Below are 16,967 nucleotides of genomic sequence, written 5' to 3' on the forward strand. Positions count from 1 at the left end.
AGATCGGCGTACGCCTTTGCTTCCCACCACTCAACAGGCCGAGCGTTAGCTCGCCTGCAGCTTTTGATCTTGAGGCACCGCACCCTCGAGAGGCCGAGCGCAGGTTCTGCGCAGTGGGCAACCCGGCATGGATGCCGGGTTAGCCGCCCCCGGCCATGGATGGCCGATGGCGGCGGGCCCACGGAGCAGGACCGGAGCGAGGGCATGCCGAGCCACAGCGAGGCACCGAACGAAAGGTGCAAGAACCCTTTGGTTACTTTGGGGTTCTTTTCCAAAGTGACCCGCCGTAAGGGCGGAACCAATGGCCGCCGTGACCGCAGAAACGGATATGCACCCCAACCTTAAGTGAACAGCATCAGCTACCCAACTCATCCCCGGGAACTGGCGACGCAAGGCGAGTTGAACGCCAACGTCGGCGGAAAAGCTTCAAAGGGAATTTTTCGGAGAGCCGCAACGGCCATACTCTGGCGCGTCTGGTGGGGATCTTGCCAGCGATGTCCACAAAGGGAGTGACGATCAGGCTATAGAGCGTCAGGTAACGGTCGTGATCTCGTTCGCCGCTGCCGAACTGAATGGGCTCGGGCGTCGAGCGTGTGACGTAGAGCGTACCGAACATCCAGTCCCAGAGTGACAGGTTGATCCCGAAGTTCTTGTTGAAGTGTCGGGGCGCGTCACTGTGGTGAATCTGGTGTTGTGCCGGGCTGTTCAGCACATGCTCGACCACCGACCCGAAAGAAAGCCAGACATGGCTGTGACGCAGGTTGGCCGCCAATGCATTGAAGATGAACACCATATAGGTCACGCCGAACAAGGTATACCGGCTAATCTCCCCGCCACAGGCATACCAAAAGACCCCGGCAAAGGCGCCGAGAAAGACAGTGTCTATCAGTTTTTCGACAATTTTTTCCACAAAGTGAATCCGGCTTGCCGTCGCCGGCACCAGGACGGGCGCGGAATGATGGACGTTGTGGAACGCCCAAAGATACCGGGAATGAAAGGCGCGGTGGGCCCAGTAATGGATGAAGTCTTGCACCAGAAACACGCCCAGCCCGTAGAGCAAGGAAAGTGAGAGGTTCTCCCCCACCTCCACGCGCGCGCCCCAAAGATTGTTGAAAAACCTGATGTAGTCGCCGGATCGAAGCACGTACGGGTCAACCAGGCCAACAATGGGCAGCACCAGCGCGACTTTCAGGATGGCGCGCACGAAGTAGTACCGGTAATCCAGCAACGCCGAGCGATGAAAATGAACTCGGCTTCCGCCGATGAACTGCCCGAAAGAACGTGCCTCGGTCAGCCCGCGATTTTTTCTGAATCGGTACAGGCTGTAGGCGATGCTGTAGGAACAGCAGAGAAACACGACGCTGAAACGGCCGTTCAGATCGAAAATACCCAGAAACTGGTCCGTGACCGGCTCGATCACCCACTTGATCAGGTAGTCATTTAGAAGCGCGAGAACATCCATGAACAGCTGCCCTCCGTCAAAGGGAGGCATTGTAAATCAGATTGGAACCACCGCGTGTTCCGCGCCTGGCGAAAGCCCTACTGCGGCTGAAACGTCTGCAGGTACGCCAACAAATTTTCGATCTTTTCCGAGTCGCTGAGCCCCCAGAAAATCATGCGAGTGCCGGGTACCACTGCTTTGGGATCGTCGAGGTACGCAGTCAGTGTTACGCGGGTCCAGACGATGCCTGCTGATTTCATGGCGTCGGAGTATTGGTAGTCCGTTGTACTTCCGGATAAGCGTCCAAAAATGCCATTGAGCTCAGGACCGAAAGAACCCCGTGCCGATTCCCCGACCTGATGGCAGCCACCGCATATCCGCTTGAACAGTGTCGCACCCGCTTCGGCATTGCCGGCCGCGTGTGCTTGCGTGCTGAACAGTCCCGTACTGAGTATCAAGGCGAAGGTGAGTACGGCGGCTTTCTTCATGTAGCGTTCCAGATCAGTGGGTGTCCAGAGCAGAAGCTCGCGGAGATTTCACCATGATCGTCTATCCTGTGCACCTCGTTTCTACGCAAGCCATGAACTCACCGGAGACACACGTGCCGCTTCTGACCGCCCGCGAGGTTTACCAGTCACTGCGCGACGCCGCGCTGGGCATTCGCCCTTTGCGGCGCCTCGATGAGCAATCCGAGCCCGGCCAGGTACTGGTCGATATCGACGGCTGGCGCCTGACCCTCGACGTTGACGGCACTCAGTTGCGCCATTGCCAACGTTGCCAGAGCCCGGACGGTCGCGAGGGCGTGTTCGACAGCTGGCAACGTTACGGCACCGACCCGGCCAGTTTGCTCAGCACCTGGGAGCTTGCGCAGATTGAGCGCCTGCTGACTGAACTCAAAAGCGCGGTTTGAGCGCCTTCCATTCTGGCTTGTAACGCTGCATCTGTTTCACGTCATCGCGCTGACGAATGCCGCAGGTCAGGTATTGGTCATGCAGCTTGCCCAGTTGGTCGCGATCCAGTTCCAGACCCAGTCCTGGGGCACGGGTGATCTTCACGCAGCCATCGACGATGGGTATTTTGCCGCCCTTGATCACCTCTTCATCCGGCTCCTGCCACGGGTAATGCGTGTCGCAGGCGTAATCCAGATTGGGCACCGCGGCGGCCACATGCGCCATCGCCATCAGGCTGATGCCCAAGTGCGAGTTGGAATGCATCGACACGCCAAGGCCAAAGGTGTCGCACATTTTGGCCAGCGCCTGAGTGTCACGCAGGCCGCCCCAGTAGTGGTGATCGGCGAGGACGATCTGCACGCTGTTCAACGCCACGCTGCGGCGGAACTCATCAAAGTCGGTGACCACCATGTTGGTCGCCAGCGGCAGGCCGGTGCGTTTGTGCAGTTCGGACATGCCGTCCAGGCCTGGCGTCGGGTCTTCGTAATATTGCAGGTCGTCACCCAACAGTTCGGCCATGCGGATTGAGGTTTCCAGCGACCAGTTGCCGTTCGGGTCGATCCGCAGCGGGTAACCGGGGAAAGCCTTTTTCAACGCCTTGATGCACGACACTTCGTGCTCCGGCGGCAACGTGCCGGCCTTGAGCTTGATGCTCTTGAAACCGTTGGCCTCAATCATGCGCCGCGCCTGGGCGACGATTTGCTCTTCGTTCAGGGCTTCGCCCCAACTGTCGGGTTTGTAGGGCGAGTCGACATGCTGGGCGTACTTGAAAAACAGGTAGGCGCTGAACGGGATCTCGTCGCGGATCGCACCGCCGAGCAAGTCCACCAATGGCACATTCAGCGAGTGTGCCTGCAAGTCCAGGAAAGCCACTTCGAACGCTGAATACGCGTTGCTCACCGCTTTGCTGGCATGGGAGCCGGGTGCCAATTCCGCACCGGCAATGCTCGCCGGTTTGTTCGCCGCCACCGTGGCCTGCACGATGCGGCGCAGCTGATTGAGGTTGAACGGATCGAGGCCGATCAGATGGTCTTGTAGTTGCTGCTGGATCAACAGCGCCGGGGCGTCGCCGTAGCTCTCACCCAGACCAATGTAGCCGTTGTCACTTTCAATCTCGATGATCGAGCGCAGCGCAAAAGGTTCGTGGATACCACTGGCGTTGAGCAGTGGCGGATCACGGAAGGCGATTGGGGTGACGGTGACTCGTTTGATTTTCAAGAAGCGGCTCCCTTTGAACCTTAACTCAAGGCTTGATGACTGACAGATTGAGTGGGCGCTGCGACGTCGGCAGGTTTGCCAGTCAGCGCGCGAAGCGAGTCGCCACGCGGTGCGGTGCGGGCGAAGAAGATCACCACCGCGGCGACCAGTGAAGTAGCCGCCAACCCGTAAAGGCCGCCTTCGATGGAGCCGGTTTTTTGCTCCAGGAAACCGAACGCCGTCGGGGCGACGAAACCGCCGAGGTTGCCGATGGAGTTGATCAACGCGATCACCGCGGCGGCGATGCGGGCATCGAGATAGCCCTGCGGAATTGGCCAGAACAATGCCGAGGCGGCTTTGAAACCAACGGCGGCAAAACAGATGGCGACGAAGGCGAAGATCGGCCCGCCGGTGGTGGACATGAACATACCGAACGCGGCGATCACCAGGGTCAAGGCAACCCAGGCTTGCTGGTGTTTCCATTTGCTGGCCATGGCGGCGAAGCCATACATCGCGATGATCGAAATGATCCACGGAATCGAGTTGAACAGGCCCACCTGGAAGTCGCCGAGGTTGCCCATTTTTTTGATCATGCTTGGCAGCCAGAACGTGGCGCCGTAGATGGTCAGGGCGATGGAAAAGTAGATGAAGCAGAACAGCGCGATTTGCTTGTCGGCCAACAGCTTGAACATCGACGGCTTGACCGTCTGGGTGGCTTCCCGAGCCTGCTGCTCCAGCGCGATGGCGCCGACCAGTGCGTCCTTTTCTTCTGCACTCAGCCATTTTGCCTCGCGCGGATGGGATTGCAGCCAGAACCACATGAACCCACACAGCACGATCGAGGCGAAGCCCTCAATCAAGAACATCCACTGCCAGCCATGCAGGCTGAAGCCACTGACGTTCAACAGCGCACCGGACACCGGACCGGAGATCACCGAGGCAATGGCCGAACCGCTTAGGAAAATCGCCATGGCCTTGCCCCGTTCAGTCGACGGCAGCCATTGGGTGAAGTAGTAAATGATGCCGGGAAAGAAGCCCGCTTCGGCTGCACCGAGAACAAAACGCAGCACATAGAAACTGGTTTCGCCGCGCACGAAAGCCATGGCCATCGCCGCCGCGCCCCAGGTGAACATGATGCGCGTCAGCCAGGCGCGCGCACCGTAGCGTTGCAACAGCAGGTTGGAAGGGACTTCGAATATCGCGTAACCGATGAAGAACAACCCGGCGCCCAGGCCGTAGGCGGCTGCGCCAATGCCGAGGTCGGTTTCCAAGTGGCTGCGCACGAAGCCGATGTTGACCCGGTCGATGTAGTTGACGATGAACATCACCACAAACAGCGGCAGCACATGGCGCTTCACCTTGGCCGCGGCGCGGGCAAGCACATTCGGGTCCGGCGGACTCTGGAGGGTATTCAAGGGCGACTCCCGATCATTGTTTTTTTAGGGACAGGCCGATCATGGACGCCAGCATTGATCCCGTCTAATCTAACTTGGCATTCGATTGATACCGGAATTAGATCAATGTTCGAGCTGACTCAACTGCGCTGTTTCACCACGGTGGCGACCGAACTGAATTTCCGTCGGGCCGCCGAACGGTTGAACATGACTCAACCGCCCCTCAGTCGACAGATTCAACTGTTGGAGCATCACCTGGGCGTCGAGTTGTTCACCCGCACTACCCGCAGCGTCGCCCTGACCGCCGCCGGCCGCGCGTTTTTCATCGAAGCGCAGAACCTGCTGGAGCGCGCCCAGCAAGCCGCCGTCACCGCCCGACGCTTTGCCGAGGGCGACATCGGCTCGGTCAACATCAGCTTCGTCGGCAGCGCGGTGTATGAATTCCTGCCCAAGGTCATCGCCGAAGCGCGGCTCAAACAGCCCCACGTCAAAATCGATCTGTCGGAGATGAACACCTACCAGCAGCACGAAGCCCTGCGCGCTCGCCGTATCGATTTGGGCATTGTTCGCGCGCCTTTGCTGGAGCCGGGTTACGCCACCGAATGTCTGGTGCGCGAGCCGTTTGTCTTGGCGGTGCCGAGCAGTCATCGGTTGGCGAGCGCAGAAACCGTGTCCGTCAACGACCTAGATGCGCAACCGTTCTTAATGTACTCCCACGCCGCCTACCCGCCGTTCAACGAACTGCTGACCGGTATGCTCCGCTCTGCCCGCGTCGCCCCGGAATACGTGCAATGGCTCGGCTCATCGTTGACCATCCTGGCCATGGTCAACGCCGGAATGGGCCTGGCCCTGGTGCCTCGCTGCGCCACCAGCGTGGTGTTCAAGAACGTGATGTTTCGCGATATCGATTTGGGCGAAGGTGTGCAGAGCGAGCTGCATTTGATTTGGCGCGAGAACAATGACAACCCGGCGTTTGCGATGCTGCTGGAAGGCATTCGCAGGGCTGTGCGGGAAGGATGGGGGATTTGAAGTTTTTTGCGTCTGGAGCAGGAGAATACCGAAAACTTGAGTTCAGGCAGCGGCGACGATAATCGCTGCTGCCTTGGACTATCTCGTACTCACCAGCTCCCGTAAGGAATTCCAAATTTCTCGATATAGCGCTTGGACTTCTCACTCACGGGATACCCATATCGCCCTTCATTTTTGCCTTGACTGGGTCCTAACGGCTCAATCTCCGCTTGGGCTCGAGCCACTTCAACGGGACGGTGGCATGAGTCTCTGACCCATACTTGCACGACGCCGCCGGGGGCCAGACCCAGATAAACAGAGGCCATATAACGGCCTTCTTGCTCCGGAGTTTCCGGGCAGCGTTTCATCACCGAGGTGACCATGAGTTGTCTGGCTTGCTCAGGGATGTCTATCCACACTTTGTAGGTCTGTGGCTCTACCATGGACTGCCAGCGCACGAAAATACGTTTGGGTAGATCAGCGCCTATTACTGGTTTCCCGGAGCCGCCGACGCCTCGCCAACCTTTGGCAGACTCCGTGCCGTCTTCCGGTTCCCCGCCCGAAGCCGAGCCGCCACCGGTATGGTGAAACAGTTTGCCATTGATGTCTTCAACCGCGCTGTCTTCAACCCATATCTTCATATAAAGGGGTTCGACGAAATTAAGGTCCCACCACTGGGACCTGGGGTCATTTTTTGCTGAAAGCGGGTCGGCAGACTGGCAGCCGGCGATGAGCAAAATAGCCAGGAGCATGATGAATCGTTTCATTACCAAAGCGTCCAGTCAGGTACATGGGGGTGCTGTACGCGAATCGCGTCCTGCGTGGGGGCATTGATGTAAACCGCCTTTAGACCGCTACCGTCGTTTCTACCCAGTGGATGGTTCCAGTTCGCGGAAGTGTGGATGTACTTCAATTTCAACAACTGTTCTTCTTGCGGTGTTGTGCTGTAGTCGCCCGCGACAAACTTGTCGCACATTGCCTGAAGCTCTTTTGGAACCGCCAATTCAGGAGCATCAACGATATCGTTAAAACGAACGCCTTTTTCCTTCGCCAATTGATGCATCACACGTAGGTAAACAAGTGAAAGTTTGCCACTCACCGGACGCTTAAGCTGCAAAGCGGCATAGACGCGTTTTAGGCCCGGGCTGAGCCGGTCTTGCTGCTGTTGCGGCACTTCGAACGCGGTGGGTGTGACGATCTCCAGGAACTGAGGCGGCCATCCTTTGGCTAGCCACTGGTTTTTTACATTCATGGCGTTGCGGTAAATCGAGGTAGTAGCGACGTCGGTGTTCAGTGGCACTTCCAAAGCTTGCATTGGACTTACCAATACACACTCTTGAACCTCGGCAAGGTATCCGCCGCCGACGTCCGAGTGGACGCCGGGTACTGTAATTTCCGGGAAGGCGGGTTTGATTCGACTCAGGGCAAAGTTGGCTCGGCATTCGTCACGCGCTACCAGTTGGACGACGTCAGTGAAAAAACGACGATCAAGGTAGAGTTTGATGCCTGTTGCGACGGGACTTTTGATATTTCCCACATTAGACCAGCCGGCAATCGATGGCACCGTATCGAACAGGCCGATAAAGCCCATGTTGATGCCGCTTTGGTATTGGTCGATGAAGTTTGCGCTATAGGCGTTGGGGTTGCTGCGCAGGACATCCCCTAGAGGGCCCTGCTTGGCACGTACAATCTCGTTGGCGAAATGTCTGGCGGCTGCGGCGCCGCGGCTAAATCCAAAGGTGTCGAACGTCAGTGAGGTGATTTCACTGCCGGGGTTGTCGAGCAACACGTCGTTGATACTCTGCTTGATCAGTACGAACGAGGACTGGACTCGTCCGGCAACACCGGTCTCGCCGCGTCCGGCGCCTGCACCCAAGACGCTGTCTTTTTCACCCGACTGGGTGCCGATGCCCTCGACATAGACGACGCGGGAGGCGCTTTTTTGCGGCCCGTCGCCTTCTGCTTGTTGAGTTACGGTATACAGATCACTCAGCTTTTTCACATTGCTGGTGTCGTTGCCATAGCTGCTGTCCGGATCACTCATGAACGGCTTGCAACTGGCATTGATGTCTTGTGGCGCAATGGCGTGATGGGCACCACAGAGCAAGCCTGCCGCGGCATTGTTGGCGTTGTTGCCGGTGCCATCAAAGAACACGCCGATGCGTAACGCGATGCCGGTTTTTTGTGGCGCGGGTGCGGGTTCTTTGCCGTGTTTTTCGTATTCCGCCCAGCGTTGGGCGTGAATGTCGATGGGCTTGGCTTCTTCGTAGCGGTAGTTTTTAGGCGGGTTGGGTACGTAGCCGCTCATCCTTGATTCCTTGGGCTTGATCCTTGATTAACGCGCAGAGTGACACTCGGGGTGAAGGGAAGCAACGGATGGCACTTGGCCTGTTCGGTCCCGATACTCATCGGGACGGATAGTTCTTAGTTCGCCTCAGGGCGTGTGCACACGCCTATTAAACACCGCCGGAGAGTGCCTGTTTAAACGCCCTCAAGGTTACGTCCTGAAAGCTACAAAACCTTGCGCCATTGCCTACGGCTGCGCCAGAATCCGCCGGCTTGTGCACCTGGGGGCCCCTCGGTAACTTGATTCCCGTCACTGCCCATCAGTGATCGGGTTTAGTCGCCCGCGTTAACTCAGTTGTGCGTGCATCTGTCATGCAGGTCTTCCATTCCTGTACTTGATGGTGGCTGTACGTAGGGCGCCCTTGGGCGCGCCGGATTGCTGAGTTTCCCGGTCGACTAACCTGCGTGCAGCTGCCTCCCCTTTCGTTTAGTCGCAAGAGGGGTGGCACCCAATTTGGAAACTCAGCATATGTTCAAAGTAACGCCAAACCCGCCGGACACCGATCCGGCCTCCCCGTACGAACACGATTCAAAGAAGCTCAACGAGGCCGCCGAACGCGCCCTCGATTTTCACTTCCCGTCGAATGCCGACATCAAAGCCACCCCGCGAACACGCAGCACACTGTTTTCCGTGGACCCGGAGGCTACGGCTGAAACCCTGGCTGTTTTTCTGGTCGAGACGCTGGCGTCGGTCGATGTGATGGTTCATCAGTTGGTGGATCATCTGGACGGAGAGTCGCGCTATGCCCTGCTAGGCATTTCAAACAGCATCATGGTGGCGGAGATCACTGCGAACCGGGTGTTGGATAAGATTGATCTGCCCATCAAGTGAAGTGGTCGGGAAGGAACCGGGTGGCGCAAAACGCCAGCGTGACGCAAGGCCACTGACCGCGCGACTTACGCAATTCTTGTAGCAGCAGGCTTCGCCAGCTGCTACAGATTTGAGCGTCGAGATTATCCAAACTCCAGCAACGAAAAAGCCCGGCTAAACCGGGCTTTTTCGCATCAACAGGCAGAGCTCTGCGCTTACTGAACGTTCTTCAGCTTGACCACATCACCGGAGATCTTGGTGGTGTAACCGGTCAGGACCCAGGCCCAGAACCAGTTTTCCTGCACCTGGGTGTTGATCATCGCGTCACCGCCCTTGGCTTTGATCGCCGCGTTCTGAGCGCGAACAAAACGGTTGTTCTGCTGGATCGGGATCACGCCGAACAACAGCAGGCCAGTGGCGCTCGCTTCGCTGTGGCCCAGGACGGTGTATTGGCTGCTTTCATAATGCTGGGTGTTCATCGGCGTGCCGGTGCAACCCGCCAGAACCAGACCGAACAGGGCAACGGCGACAACTTTACTGAGGTACTTCACTGAAAAACTCCATGAGATGTTGCCCGGGATCCATCTCTCGGGCGGTGCACACTTTAACGGATGAGGTGGCCAATTAGTATCAGCTACCGCCGCTATTCAGCGGCGGCTTTCGACCAAGCAGAGTCGCCGCTCAATCAATCGTGCACGACAACCCTCTTTCCACCCGCCTCATTCGCCTCCATAACGCGATGAGCATCTCGAATTTCTTCAAATTTGAGGACGCGTGACGGCGTGACATCCAGCCGCCCTGCCAACACATCTTCAGCAATGGGCTGCAACGGAACGTCTGCCAGAGGGAAACCCGGGGTTGTCGATAACCATTGCAGTATTGATGACCGGCTGATCGCCCAACCCGAACAGGTAACCGGCAGCGGTTGGCTCAGCCTTGCTTCAAATCGAGGCAGTAGGTGTAGTAACCCGTATCGCGCACATAGCCCAAGGATTCGTACAACCGTTGCGCGCTGAAATTATCCGTGGCCGTTTCCAGCACCATGCCTTTGGCACCGGTCAACAGCGCAAAGGCTCGCGCGGTATTCATCAGCAACGTGCCTACCCCTTGGCCTCGGGCAGCGGGGGTTGTGAAGAGGTCGCCAAGCAGCCAGGTGCGGTGCGCGTCGATGGAAGAGAACGTCGGGAACAACTGGACGAAACCCAGCGCTTCGCCGCGGGTGTCCTGGGCGAAGAAGATCGCGGATTCGTCCCGGGCAATGCGCTCGGCGATGAACTCGCGAGACTGCGACAGGTTCGACGGCTGGCCGTAGAAGCCTCGATAGGCGTCGAAGAGGCTGGCGATTTTATCGAGGTGGGTTGCGTCGGCGCGCAGGGCCTGGAGTGCCATGTTGATCGTCTCCTTGCGGATTGATGTGATGAGCGGGAAAAGGGAAATGTAGATCAAAAGATCGCAACAAGTGTACGGCGTCCCTTGTAGGAGCTGCCGCAGGCTGCGATCTTTTGAGGTTCACCCAAATTCCGATTTCCTCCTTAAGGCCTTTCAGTTCCGCTCAGGGGCCATCGCCGGCATTGATGTCCTTGCCAGCAGGTAGTAGAGGATGCCCGGCACCACCAGACCCACGATCCAGGAAATATCGACACCGCCAAGTTGCGCGACCATCGGTCCGGAGTAGAAGTGAGTATCGACGAAGGGCAACTGGATCAATACACCGATGACATACACGCTGATCCCGCGCATGTTCCAGCGGCCATAACGACCGGCCGGGTCAGACAGTGCCGCAATGTCATAACGCTCCTTGTTGATGAAGTAGTAATCCACCAGATTGATCGCGCTCCACGGTGTGAAGAACGTCAGCAAAAACAGGATGAAGTACTTGAAGGAGTTGAGAAACGAGTGCTGACCCAGCAGCGCGAGCGTGGTGGACGCCGCGACAATCACCAACACAAACACCACGCGCTGCCTGGCGGAAATTTCGAGACGACTGCGAAAGCCACTGATGATCGTGGCCACACACATGAAGCTGCCATAAGCGTTGAGCGTGGACACTGTGACCTTGCCGAACACCACGCTCAAGTACAGCAGGGACGCCATCACACCGGTGCTGCCCAGCCCGACGATGGTCGCCACCTCGTGACCGCGAAAGTTCGCACCGGCCAACGCCGCGGCGAACACCCCCAGCACCATGGACGCCTGGGCGCCCAGCACCGTGCCAAGCCCGACGGCAGCAAACGTCTTCCAGGACGAGGTCTTGCTCGGCAGGTAACGAGAGTAGTCAGCCACATAAGGGCCGAACGCGATCTGCCAGGACGCGGAAAGGGACACCGCCAGCAGGAAAGTACTCCAGCCGAAGTGACGATTTTCCAGCAGCAGGCCGATATCGTTGAGCGTCATCAACCGGGTAAACAGATAGACGAAAGCGATGATGCCCAGCACGCTGGCTACCTTGCCGACCAGGTGGATGACCCGGTAACCGAAGATCGTCAGAAACGCGATGCAGGAGGCAAAAATCAGGATGCCGGTGCTGTCGCTGACATGGATCAACTGGGCAATGGCCTGCCCCGACAATACCGCGCCGGTGGCGCTGAAACCGAGGTACATCAGGCACACCAGCACAATCGGGATGGCCGCCCCATAGACCCCGAACTGCACACGACTGGAGATCATCTGCGGCAGCCCGAGCTTCGGTCCTTGCGCCGCGTGCAGGGCAACCACCGCACCGCCGAGCACCTGGCCGATCAGCAAGCCAATGAGTGACCAGAACACATCACCGCCCAGCACCACGGCCAGTGCGCCGGTGACGATCGCCGTGATCTGCAGGTTGGCGCCGAGCCACAGGGTGAACTGGCTGTAGAGGCTGCCATGACGCTCGGCCTCGGGAATGTAATCGATCGAACGTGTCTCGATCAGGGGACTTCGCTGCTGACTATCGCTGACCTGGGTCATTTACGGTGTTCTCTTCTTATGGGTAGGCGGCAATGTCAGGCAGTTAACGCAACCCATGTGGGAGCGAGCCTGCTCGCGAAGTGGGCGTATCAGTCGACATTAAGGCTGCCTGATACGCCGCCTTCGCGAGCAGGCTCGCTCCCACAATAGATCGCGCTTAACTGCCCGGCACTGGGACAGACTTTTTATTGTTGTTCGGTAGCGGCTACTCGAATTGGCTGTTCAAGACCCACGAATGGCGCCTTGGCCCACACGACCTTGCCGCCGACCACGGTCATCAGCACCTCGTTGCGTGCCAGCTCATCCTCGGGCACTTGCATGAAGTTCTTGTCCAGAACGATCACGTCGGCGAACTTGCCGACCTCGACCGAGCCCACGACAGCGTCCAGTTTCAGCTGCTCGGCCGCGTTCATGGTGATGGTGCGCAGCACTTCAGTGCGCGACAGTGCCGGGTCGGCATTCAGCCTGCCCGCATACTTGGGACCATAGCTGTGCGGGTTCAGCGGATCACCTGAGCGGGTGACCCCGACCTTCAGTGCGAGGAATTCGTCGAGCGGGTCGACAGGCCAGTCGCTGCCATACGCGACACGTCCGCCGGCACGAGCGATGCTGCCGGATGGCTCCATGCGGGCAAATCGCGCAGGCCCCAGATGCTCGTTGGTACCGTCGACCGTAGAGGGTGCCTGCTGGGCCCACTGAAAGGACATGTTGGCGGTCACATCAAGCGCCTTGAAGCGAGCATAGTCGGCCGGGTCCACCGACTCGTTATGCGTAATGGCCGGGCGGAAGCCATTGCCCGGCAGTTGCTGGCGCACGAATTCAATGCCGTTCAGTGAGTCACGCACCGCTCGGTCCCCGGTGGCGTGAAGGTGCGGCTCGAGACCGGCCTGGACGGCCTTCAGCAGCAGCGGGTTGAGCACTTGCGGCGGGAAGTAAAGCTCGCCTGTGTTTTTGCCGGGTGTCCACTTCGGCGCTGTATCGGTGCCGGCATTGCGCAGGTACGGCGTCAACATTGCGCCCGTGTCCGCCGGCGCGTTGATAATGCCATCCATGAACAATTTGACGTGGCGCATGCTCACACCCGGCGCAGGTTTGGCTTCGCCCTGGTCGTAAGTCGTGGCCAATGCCTTGGCCTCGGCGATGGTTTTCGCCGGGTCTGCAGCCGCGGCGGCAGGGTCCACTTTGATCGCCAGCAAGGCCCGGGCGGTCAGCTCACCCGACTGTTGCAACGTGGTAAACGCTTTGCCATTTTCAGGCCCCGACAAGGCATCGAAGAAACTGGTGATGCCTTGCTGGCGCATGGCGTCGAGCGCCGCGCGGGTCTGGTTGAGTTTTTCTGCGTCGGTGGCTGGCGGCACCACAGCGGCCATGGCATCGGCAGCGCCGTCTTCGCAAATGCCGGTCGGGTTGCCGGCACTGTCGCGCACGTACTTGCCATCACCGGGATTGGCCGTGTGCTTGTTGATGCCGGCCACTTCCAGGCCGCGCGAGTTGGTCAGCACGGTATGGAAATCAGTGGATCGGACCTGAATCGGTCGATCGGTCTTGAGCGCATCCAGCGTCGATTTGTCCGGGTCGCCGTCAAGTCCGTCCATGCCCATGCGATCCCAACTGCCCACTTCCAGCCAGACATCAGGGCCTTTACCCTTGTCGGCATCCAGGCACGCCTGAATGGTTTCCTGGAAAACCTTGCGGGTCATCGTCTGGTATTTCAGGTCGCACAGTGTCATGGCGCGACCGCCGTCCCCCGGATGCATGTGTGCATCGATGAAGCCCGGCATCACCATGCGGCCCGCCAGATCAATGAGCTGCGTCTGCTTGCCGATGTACGAAGAAACGCCTTCATCGCTGCCGACATAAACGATCTTTCCGCCCCTGACGGCAATCGCCTGCTGCACGGAATTCTGGCCATCGACGGTGTAGACATAACCGTTGCGCATCACCATGTCAGCGGGTTCCGAACCCTGCGTCTGACACCCCACCAGCGCCATGCAAGAAACTGCCGTTGTCGCGGCAACGGCGATAAACAGCCCGGAAAATTTCAAATGCCTCACCTCTGTTTTTATAGTTTTAGAAGTGCCCGAACAGACTGCCGTGCAAACCCCTGATATGCAGGGCATACCCTATAGAGCACGGCAGTCGGATGGACCTCCACAAATGAGGAGGGGTAAGGCAAATAGTGGGAAGTACGGAAGTTAGTCGCGACGCGTTGCATCCGTCAGTGAGGTCGGTGAACGCAGGGCTGAACCCAGTTCCACCTTGCTCTTCACACCGAGCTGCAAGTAGCAATTGCGCAGATAAGTGCGCACTGTCGCAGGGCTCAAGGCAAGGATCCTGGCAATTTCCTTATAGGAATGGCCCGCCGCGAACAGCATCGCGGCCGTGCGCTCGCGAGGCGCCAGCACCGCTCCGCGCGACTGTGTTTCGAGCGACAGGATGACATGCTCGGCGTTAGGGCTCAGTGTCAGTGCGCAGCGACCGAGACGCATCACACACGGCGCTTTTTGCAGTTGCGCGATGACCTCCGCGGGCAGCATTGAACCACTCCACCCCGGCAACTCGCGTTGAATGGCGGCGCACAGACTTGCGCCCACGTACAGCAAGCTGCCGTCCATTCGTGCGACCCCGAAATCTGTCGCCCCATTGCCCGTGTCGAAGCGGATCATGTCCTGCACCTGAAAGCGCCACAGCTGCAACAGATGATCGCAGAACGCCGAAAACAGCACGGCCTCGATGTCATTGAATGCCGCAGCGTCGCTGCCGCGGTAGAGGCAGACGAAGAACATCAAACCGCTTTCGGGCAATTCGAAGGTGATGCACATCAGGTGATAGAGGTCGTGGCGCCGAGCGAACGCGTCCACTTCTTCATTAGGGTCGGTGAACCCGCTGTCGCGTATCACCTCACCGGGTCGACTCAAGGTGTCATGGGAGAATCTGTCGTTAACCGCACTCTTGTGCCATTCGGCGGCAAACGATTCGGGCAGCTTGATCCGCCCGTGCATCCAGCTTTTGGGCGGAGCATTGGCGCCTGATGCAGACATCTCACCCCACCAAGCCGAAGCGAAGGGCACCAGTTGGCTAAATGCCTGCAAGCCGTCTGCGATGAATTGGGAGGCGCCGCGATCTCGAGCCAGCCGGCCGAGGTGCAACACGCAACGATTGAACGCCTTCAGCGTTGCCATCGACGTATTGACGCCGACCTCATCACCCTCCTCCATTGTGCTCATCCTGTTTACTACATGGCGTATTTTTTTCGACGATGCCATAGGCGCGGTTATGGCGTCCAGTCAGGGGCGCTGCTGTGGGACAATTCTGGTGACTGGCACAGCCAAAAGCAGACTCTGACGACGAACCTGGCCTTTGCACAGTGGTCAAAACAAGCAAGACGCCTGGACTGTGCGCTTACGTCCAAAATTGAGCGTCCTCGCCAAGAGACGGGCCTAATGAATCTTCTAACAAGATGTAAGGGTGCATGTATTCCTCTGGTGCTGTGCGTGGCTGTGTTCCTGACATTCGTGATTTCCTGCAGTAATTTGCCGAGAATAGTGCCCGACATGGCTCACGCGCCCTCTGCGCCAGTGCAACTCGACGGGATACACGGACCGCTGTCAGCCGAGCGCAGCAAAGCCATTCTCGACAGACTCAAGTCCTCCGGCGCAGAAACCGACATCTTCGATGTGCACCTCGCTATCGAAGAATCCGTCGCCGGTAGCCCGCTAACAGAAGGAAACAAGGTCGACTTGCTGCAGGACGGCCCCGCCACCTACCAGTCGATGATCAAAGCCGTAGAGGCTGCGCGCGACCACATCAACATGGAGACCTACATCCTCGACGATGATGAAGTCGGCCAGCGCTTCGCCACCGCATTGATCGCTCAGCAACAAAAAGGCGTACAGGTCAATCTGATCCGTGACAGCGTCGGAACCCTTGGAACACCCTCAGCGTTTTTCTCTCGATTGACCGACGCGGGCATCAAGGTGCTGGAGTACAACCCAATCAATCCGGTGACGGCCAAGGTGGGCTGGGACGTAAACCAGCGCGACCACCGAAAGCTGCTGATAGTGGACGGCCGTATTGCCTTTCTCGGCGGGATCAACATCAGCAGCGTCTATTCGGGGGGCTCTTTCAGCACTCACTCGAAAACTCGCCCAAATGGTGATTTGCCTTGGCGCGATACCGACTTGCGCGTCGAGGGACCCGTGGTTGCGGAACTGCAGAAGCTGTTCATCGCAACCTGGACGACCCAGAAAGGTGAACCACTCGCGGCTCGCCACTACTTTCCGCCACCTGAGCGCAAAGGCAGCGAGGTGGTTCGGGCCATCGGCAGCTCGCCAGATGAGCCATTCAGCCTGATCTATGCCACGCTGATTTCGGCGCTGCAGAGCGCGCAGACCGAGATATGGCTGACGAACGCCTACTTTGTGCCCGATCCGCAGTTGCTGGCGGCACTCAAGGAAGCGGCAGCACGTGGAGTCGACGTCAAGCTGGTGCTGCCTAGCAGCACCGATTCGTGGCTGGTGTTCCATGCCGGACGCGCCTACTACAGCGAGCTGCTGAAGGCCAACGTCAAGCTTTACGAACGCCGTGACGCGCTACTCCACGTCAAGACTGCAGTCATCGATGGCGTGTGGTCGAGTGTCGGCTCGACCAACCTCGACTGGCGCAGCTTCCTGCACAACGATGAAGTCAACGTCGTTGTGCTGGGCACCGGGTTTGGAAAAAAGATGCAGGCGGCATTCATGGCTGATTTGGCCAAGTCGAACGAAATCAAGCTGGAAAAGTGGCAGAGCCGCTCGCTCGTTTTGAGAGCCAAGGAGCAGATGTCGCGACTCTGGGAATACTGGCTATAAGTAACGTGGCGCGTCGCTGGGATG

The 16,967-nt window shown here is 58.5% G+C and carries 16 protein-coding genes; 4 read left to right on the top strand and 12 right to left on the bottom strand.

Going from position 1 to position 16,967, the window contains the following annotated elements; all coding sequences use genetic code 11:
- Positions 1-355 precede the first annotated feature (355 nt).
- Positions 356-1,462 carry a sterol desaturase family protein gene (locus ACYZTX_RS20160; protein ID WP_462035565.1) on the bottom strand — a complete coding sequence of 369 codons (1,107 nt, stop codon included), beginning with the start codon at positions 1,460-1,462 and terminating at the stop codon, positions 356-358.
- 77 nt (positions 1,463-1,539) lie between these two features.
- The gene (locus ACYZTX_RS20165) at positions 1,540-1,929 is read right to left on the bottom strand and encodes a c-type cytochrome (RefSeq protein ID WP_462035566.1); all 390 of its coding nucleotides are present in this window, start codon (positions 1,927-1,929) and stop codon (positions 1,540-1,542) included.
- A 113-nt stretch (positions 1,930-2,042) separates the two neighbouring features.
- Between ACYZTX_RS20165 and ACYZTX_RS20170 the strand changes: the two genes are divergently transcribed.
- A complete protein-coding gene (locus ACYZTX_RS20170; RefSeq protein WP_462037083.1) occupies positions 2,043-2,351 on the top strand; it encodes a DUF7693 family protein in 309 nt (102 codons plus the stop codon).
- On the opposite strand, the gene ACYZTX_RS20175 is transcribed toward ACYZTX_RS20170, so the two are convergent.
- Together ACYZTX_RS20175 and ACYZTX_RS20180 are read right to left on the bottom strand one after the other, a co-directional pair.
- Positions 2,335-3,609 (bottom strand): glucarate dehydratase family protein, encoded by a 1,275-nt coding sequence (locus ACYZTX_RS20175; protein WP_462035567.1) that lies wholly within the window; start codon positions 3,607-3,609, stop codon positions 2,335-2,337. The genes ACYZTX_RS20170 and ACYZTX_RS20175 overlap by 17 nt on opposite strands.
- Positions 3,610-3,629: 20 nt before the next feature.
- On the bottom strand, positions 3,630-5,003 hold the full coding sequence (locus tag ACYZTX_RS20180) for an MFS transporter (protein WP_462035568.1): 1,374 nt from the start codon (positions 5,001-5,003) through the stop codon (positions 3,630-3,632).
- A 105-nt stretch (positions 5,004-5,108) separates the two neighbouring features.
- Between ACYZTX_RS20180 and ACYZTX_RS20185 the strand changes: the two genes are divergently transcribed.
- Positions 5,109-6,011 carry a LysR family transcriptional regulator gene (locus ACYZTX_RS20185; protein ID WP_462035569.1) on the top strand — a complete coding sequence of 301 codons (903 nt, stop codon included), beginning with the start codon at positions 5,109-5,111 and terminating at the stop codon, positions 6,009-6,011.
- 89 nt (positions 6,012-6,100) lie between these two features.
- Here the strand turns inward: ACYZTX_RS20185 and ACYZTX_RS20190 are convergent, their stop codons facing one another.
- Complete coding sequence (locus ACYZTX_RS20190) at positions 6,101-6,757, bottom strand: DUF2931 family protein (protein WP_462035570.1); 657 nt, start codon at positions 6,755-6,757, stop codon at positions 6,101-6,103.
- Positions 6,757-8,298 carry a T6SS phospholipase effector Tle1-like catalytic domain-containing protein gene (locus ACYZTX_RS20195; protein ID WP_462035571.1) on the bottom strand — a complete coding sequence of 514 codons (1,542 nt, stop codon included), beginning with the start codon at positions 8,296-8,298 and terminating at the stop codon, positions 6,757-6,759. The genes ACYZTX_RS20190 and ACYZTX_RS20195 overlap by 1 nt, the downstream gene beginning before the upstream one ends.
- Positions 8,299-8,805: 507 nt before the next feature.
- On the opposite strand from ACYZTX_RS20195, the gene ACYZTX_RS20200 reads away from it, so the two are divergent.
- Positions 8,806-9,168: a DUF6124 family protein gene (locus ACYZTX_RS20200; RefSeq protein ID WP_462035572.1), complete on the top strand. Its 363-nt coding sequence runs from the start codon at positions 8,806-8,808 to the stop codon at positions 9,166-9,168.
- 194 nt (positions 9,169-9,362) lie between these two features.
- Here the strand turns inward: ACYZTX_RS20200 and ACYZTX_RS20205 are convergent, their stop codons facing one another.
- The 6 genes from ACYZTX_RS20205 to ACYZTX_RS20230 form a co-directional block, all read right to left on the bottom strand.
- On the bottom strand, positions 9,363-9,698 hold the full coding sequence (locus ACYZTX_RS20205) for a hypothetical protein (protein WP_074878077.1): 336 nt from the start codon (positions 9,696-9,698) through the stop codon (positions 9,363-9,365).
- Between the two features lie 134 nt (positions 9,699-9,832).
- Positions 9,833-10,141 carry a zinc-binding dehydrogenase gene (locus ACYZTX_RS20210; protein ID WP_462037084.1) on the bottom strand — a complete coding sequence of 103 codons (309 nt, stop codon included), beginning with the start codon at positions 10,139-10,141 and terminating at the stop codon, positions 9,833-9,835.
- Entirely contained in the window at positions 10,078-10,536 is a 459-nt protein-coding gene (locus ACYZTX_RS20215; protein WP_462035573.1) for a GNAT family N-acetyltransferase, read from the bottom strand. Before ACYZTX_RS20215 ends, ACYZTX_RS20210 begins: the two co-directional genes overlap by 64 nt.
- Before the next feature lie 153 nt (positions 10,537-10,689).
- Positions 10,690-12,093, bottom strand: coding sequence for a purine-cytosine permease family protein (locus ACYZTX_RS20220; RefSeq protein WP_462035574.1), 1,404 nt, complete (start codon positions 12,091-12,093; stop codon positions 10,690-10,692).
- Positions 12,094-12,278: 185 nt separating this feature from the next.
- A complete protein-coding gene (locus ACYZTX_RS20225) occupies positions 12,279-14,138 on the bottom strand; it encodes an amidohydrolase (protein WP_462035575.1) in 1,860 nt (619 codons plus the stop codon).
- A 150-nt stretch (positions 14,139-14,288) separates the two neighbouring features.
- Positions 14,289-15,311 carry a helix-turn-helix transcriptional regulator gene (locus ACYZTX_RS20230; protein WP_462037086.1) on the bottom strand — a complete coding sequence of 341 codons (1,023 nt, stop codon included), beginning with the start codon at positions 15,309-15,311 and terminating at the stop codon, positions 14,289-14,291.
- 276 nt (positions 15,312-15,587) lie between these two features.
- Between ACYZTX_RS20230 and cls the strand changes: the two genes are divergently transcribed.
- A complete protein-coding gene (gene cls, locus ACYZTX_RS20235) occupies positions 15,588-16,943 on the top strand; it encodes a cardiolipin synthase (protein ID WP_462035576.1) in 1,356 nt (451 codons plus the stop codon).
- The last annotated feature ends 24 nt before the right edge of the window (positions 16,944-16,967 follow it).

Source organism: Pseudomonas sp. MDT1-17 (genome assembly GCF_054898105.1).

Excerpts from the sequence above, each read along its gene's own strand:
- ACYZTX_RS20230 (WP_462037086.1), bottom strand. The coding sequence starts at position 15,311 with ATGGAGGAGGGTGATGAGGTCGGCGTCAATACGTCGATGGCAACGCTG.
- ACYZTX_RS20200 (WP_462035572.1), top strand. The coding sequence starts at position 8,806 with ATGTTCAAAGTAACGCCAAACCCGCCGGACACCGATCCGGCCTCCCCG.
- ACYZTX_RS20220 (WP_462035574.1), bottom strand. The coding sequence starts at position 12,093 with ATGACCCAGGTCAGCGATAGTCAGCAGCGAAGTCCCCTGATCGAGACA.
- ACYZTX_RS20160 (WP_462035565.1), bottom strand. The coding sequence starts at position 1,462 with ATGGATGTTCTCGCGCTTCTAAATGACTACCTGATCAAGTGGGTGATC.
- ACYZTX_RS20165 (WP_462035566.1), bottom strand. The coding sequence starts at position 1,929 with ATGAAGAAAGCCGCCGTACTCACCTTCGCCTTGATACTCAGTACGGGA.
- ACYZTX_RS20190 (WP_462035570.1), bottom strand. The coding sequence starts at position 6,757 with ATGAAACGATTCATCATGCTCCTGGCTATTTTGCTCATCGCCGGCTGC.
- ACYZTX_RS20195 (WP_462035571.1), bottom strand. The coding sequence starts at position 8,298 with ATGAGCGGCTACGTACCCAACCCGCCTAAAAACTACCGCTACGAAGAA.
- ACYZTX_RS20185 (WP_462035569.1), top strand. The coding sequence starts at position 5,109 with ATGTTCGAGCTGACTCAACTGCGCTGTTTCACCACGGTGGCGACCGAA.
- ACYZTX_RS20215 (WP_462035573.1), bottom strand. The coding sequence starts at position 10,536 with ATGGCACTCCAGGCCCTGCGCGCCGACGCAACCCACCTCGATAAAATC.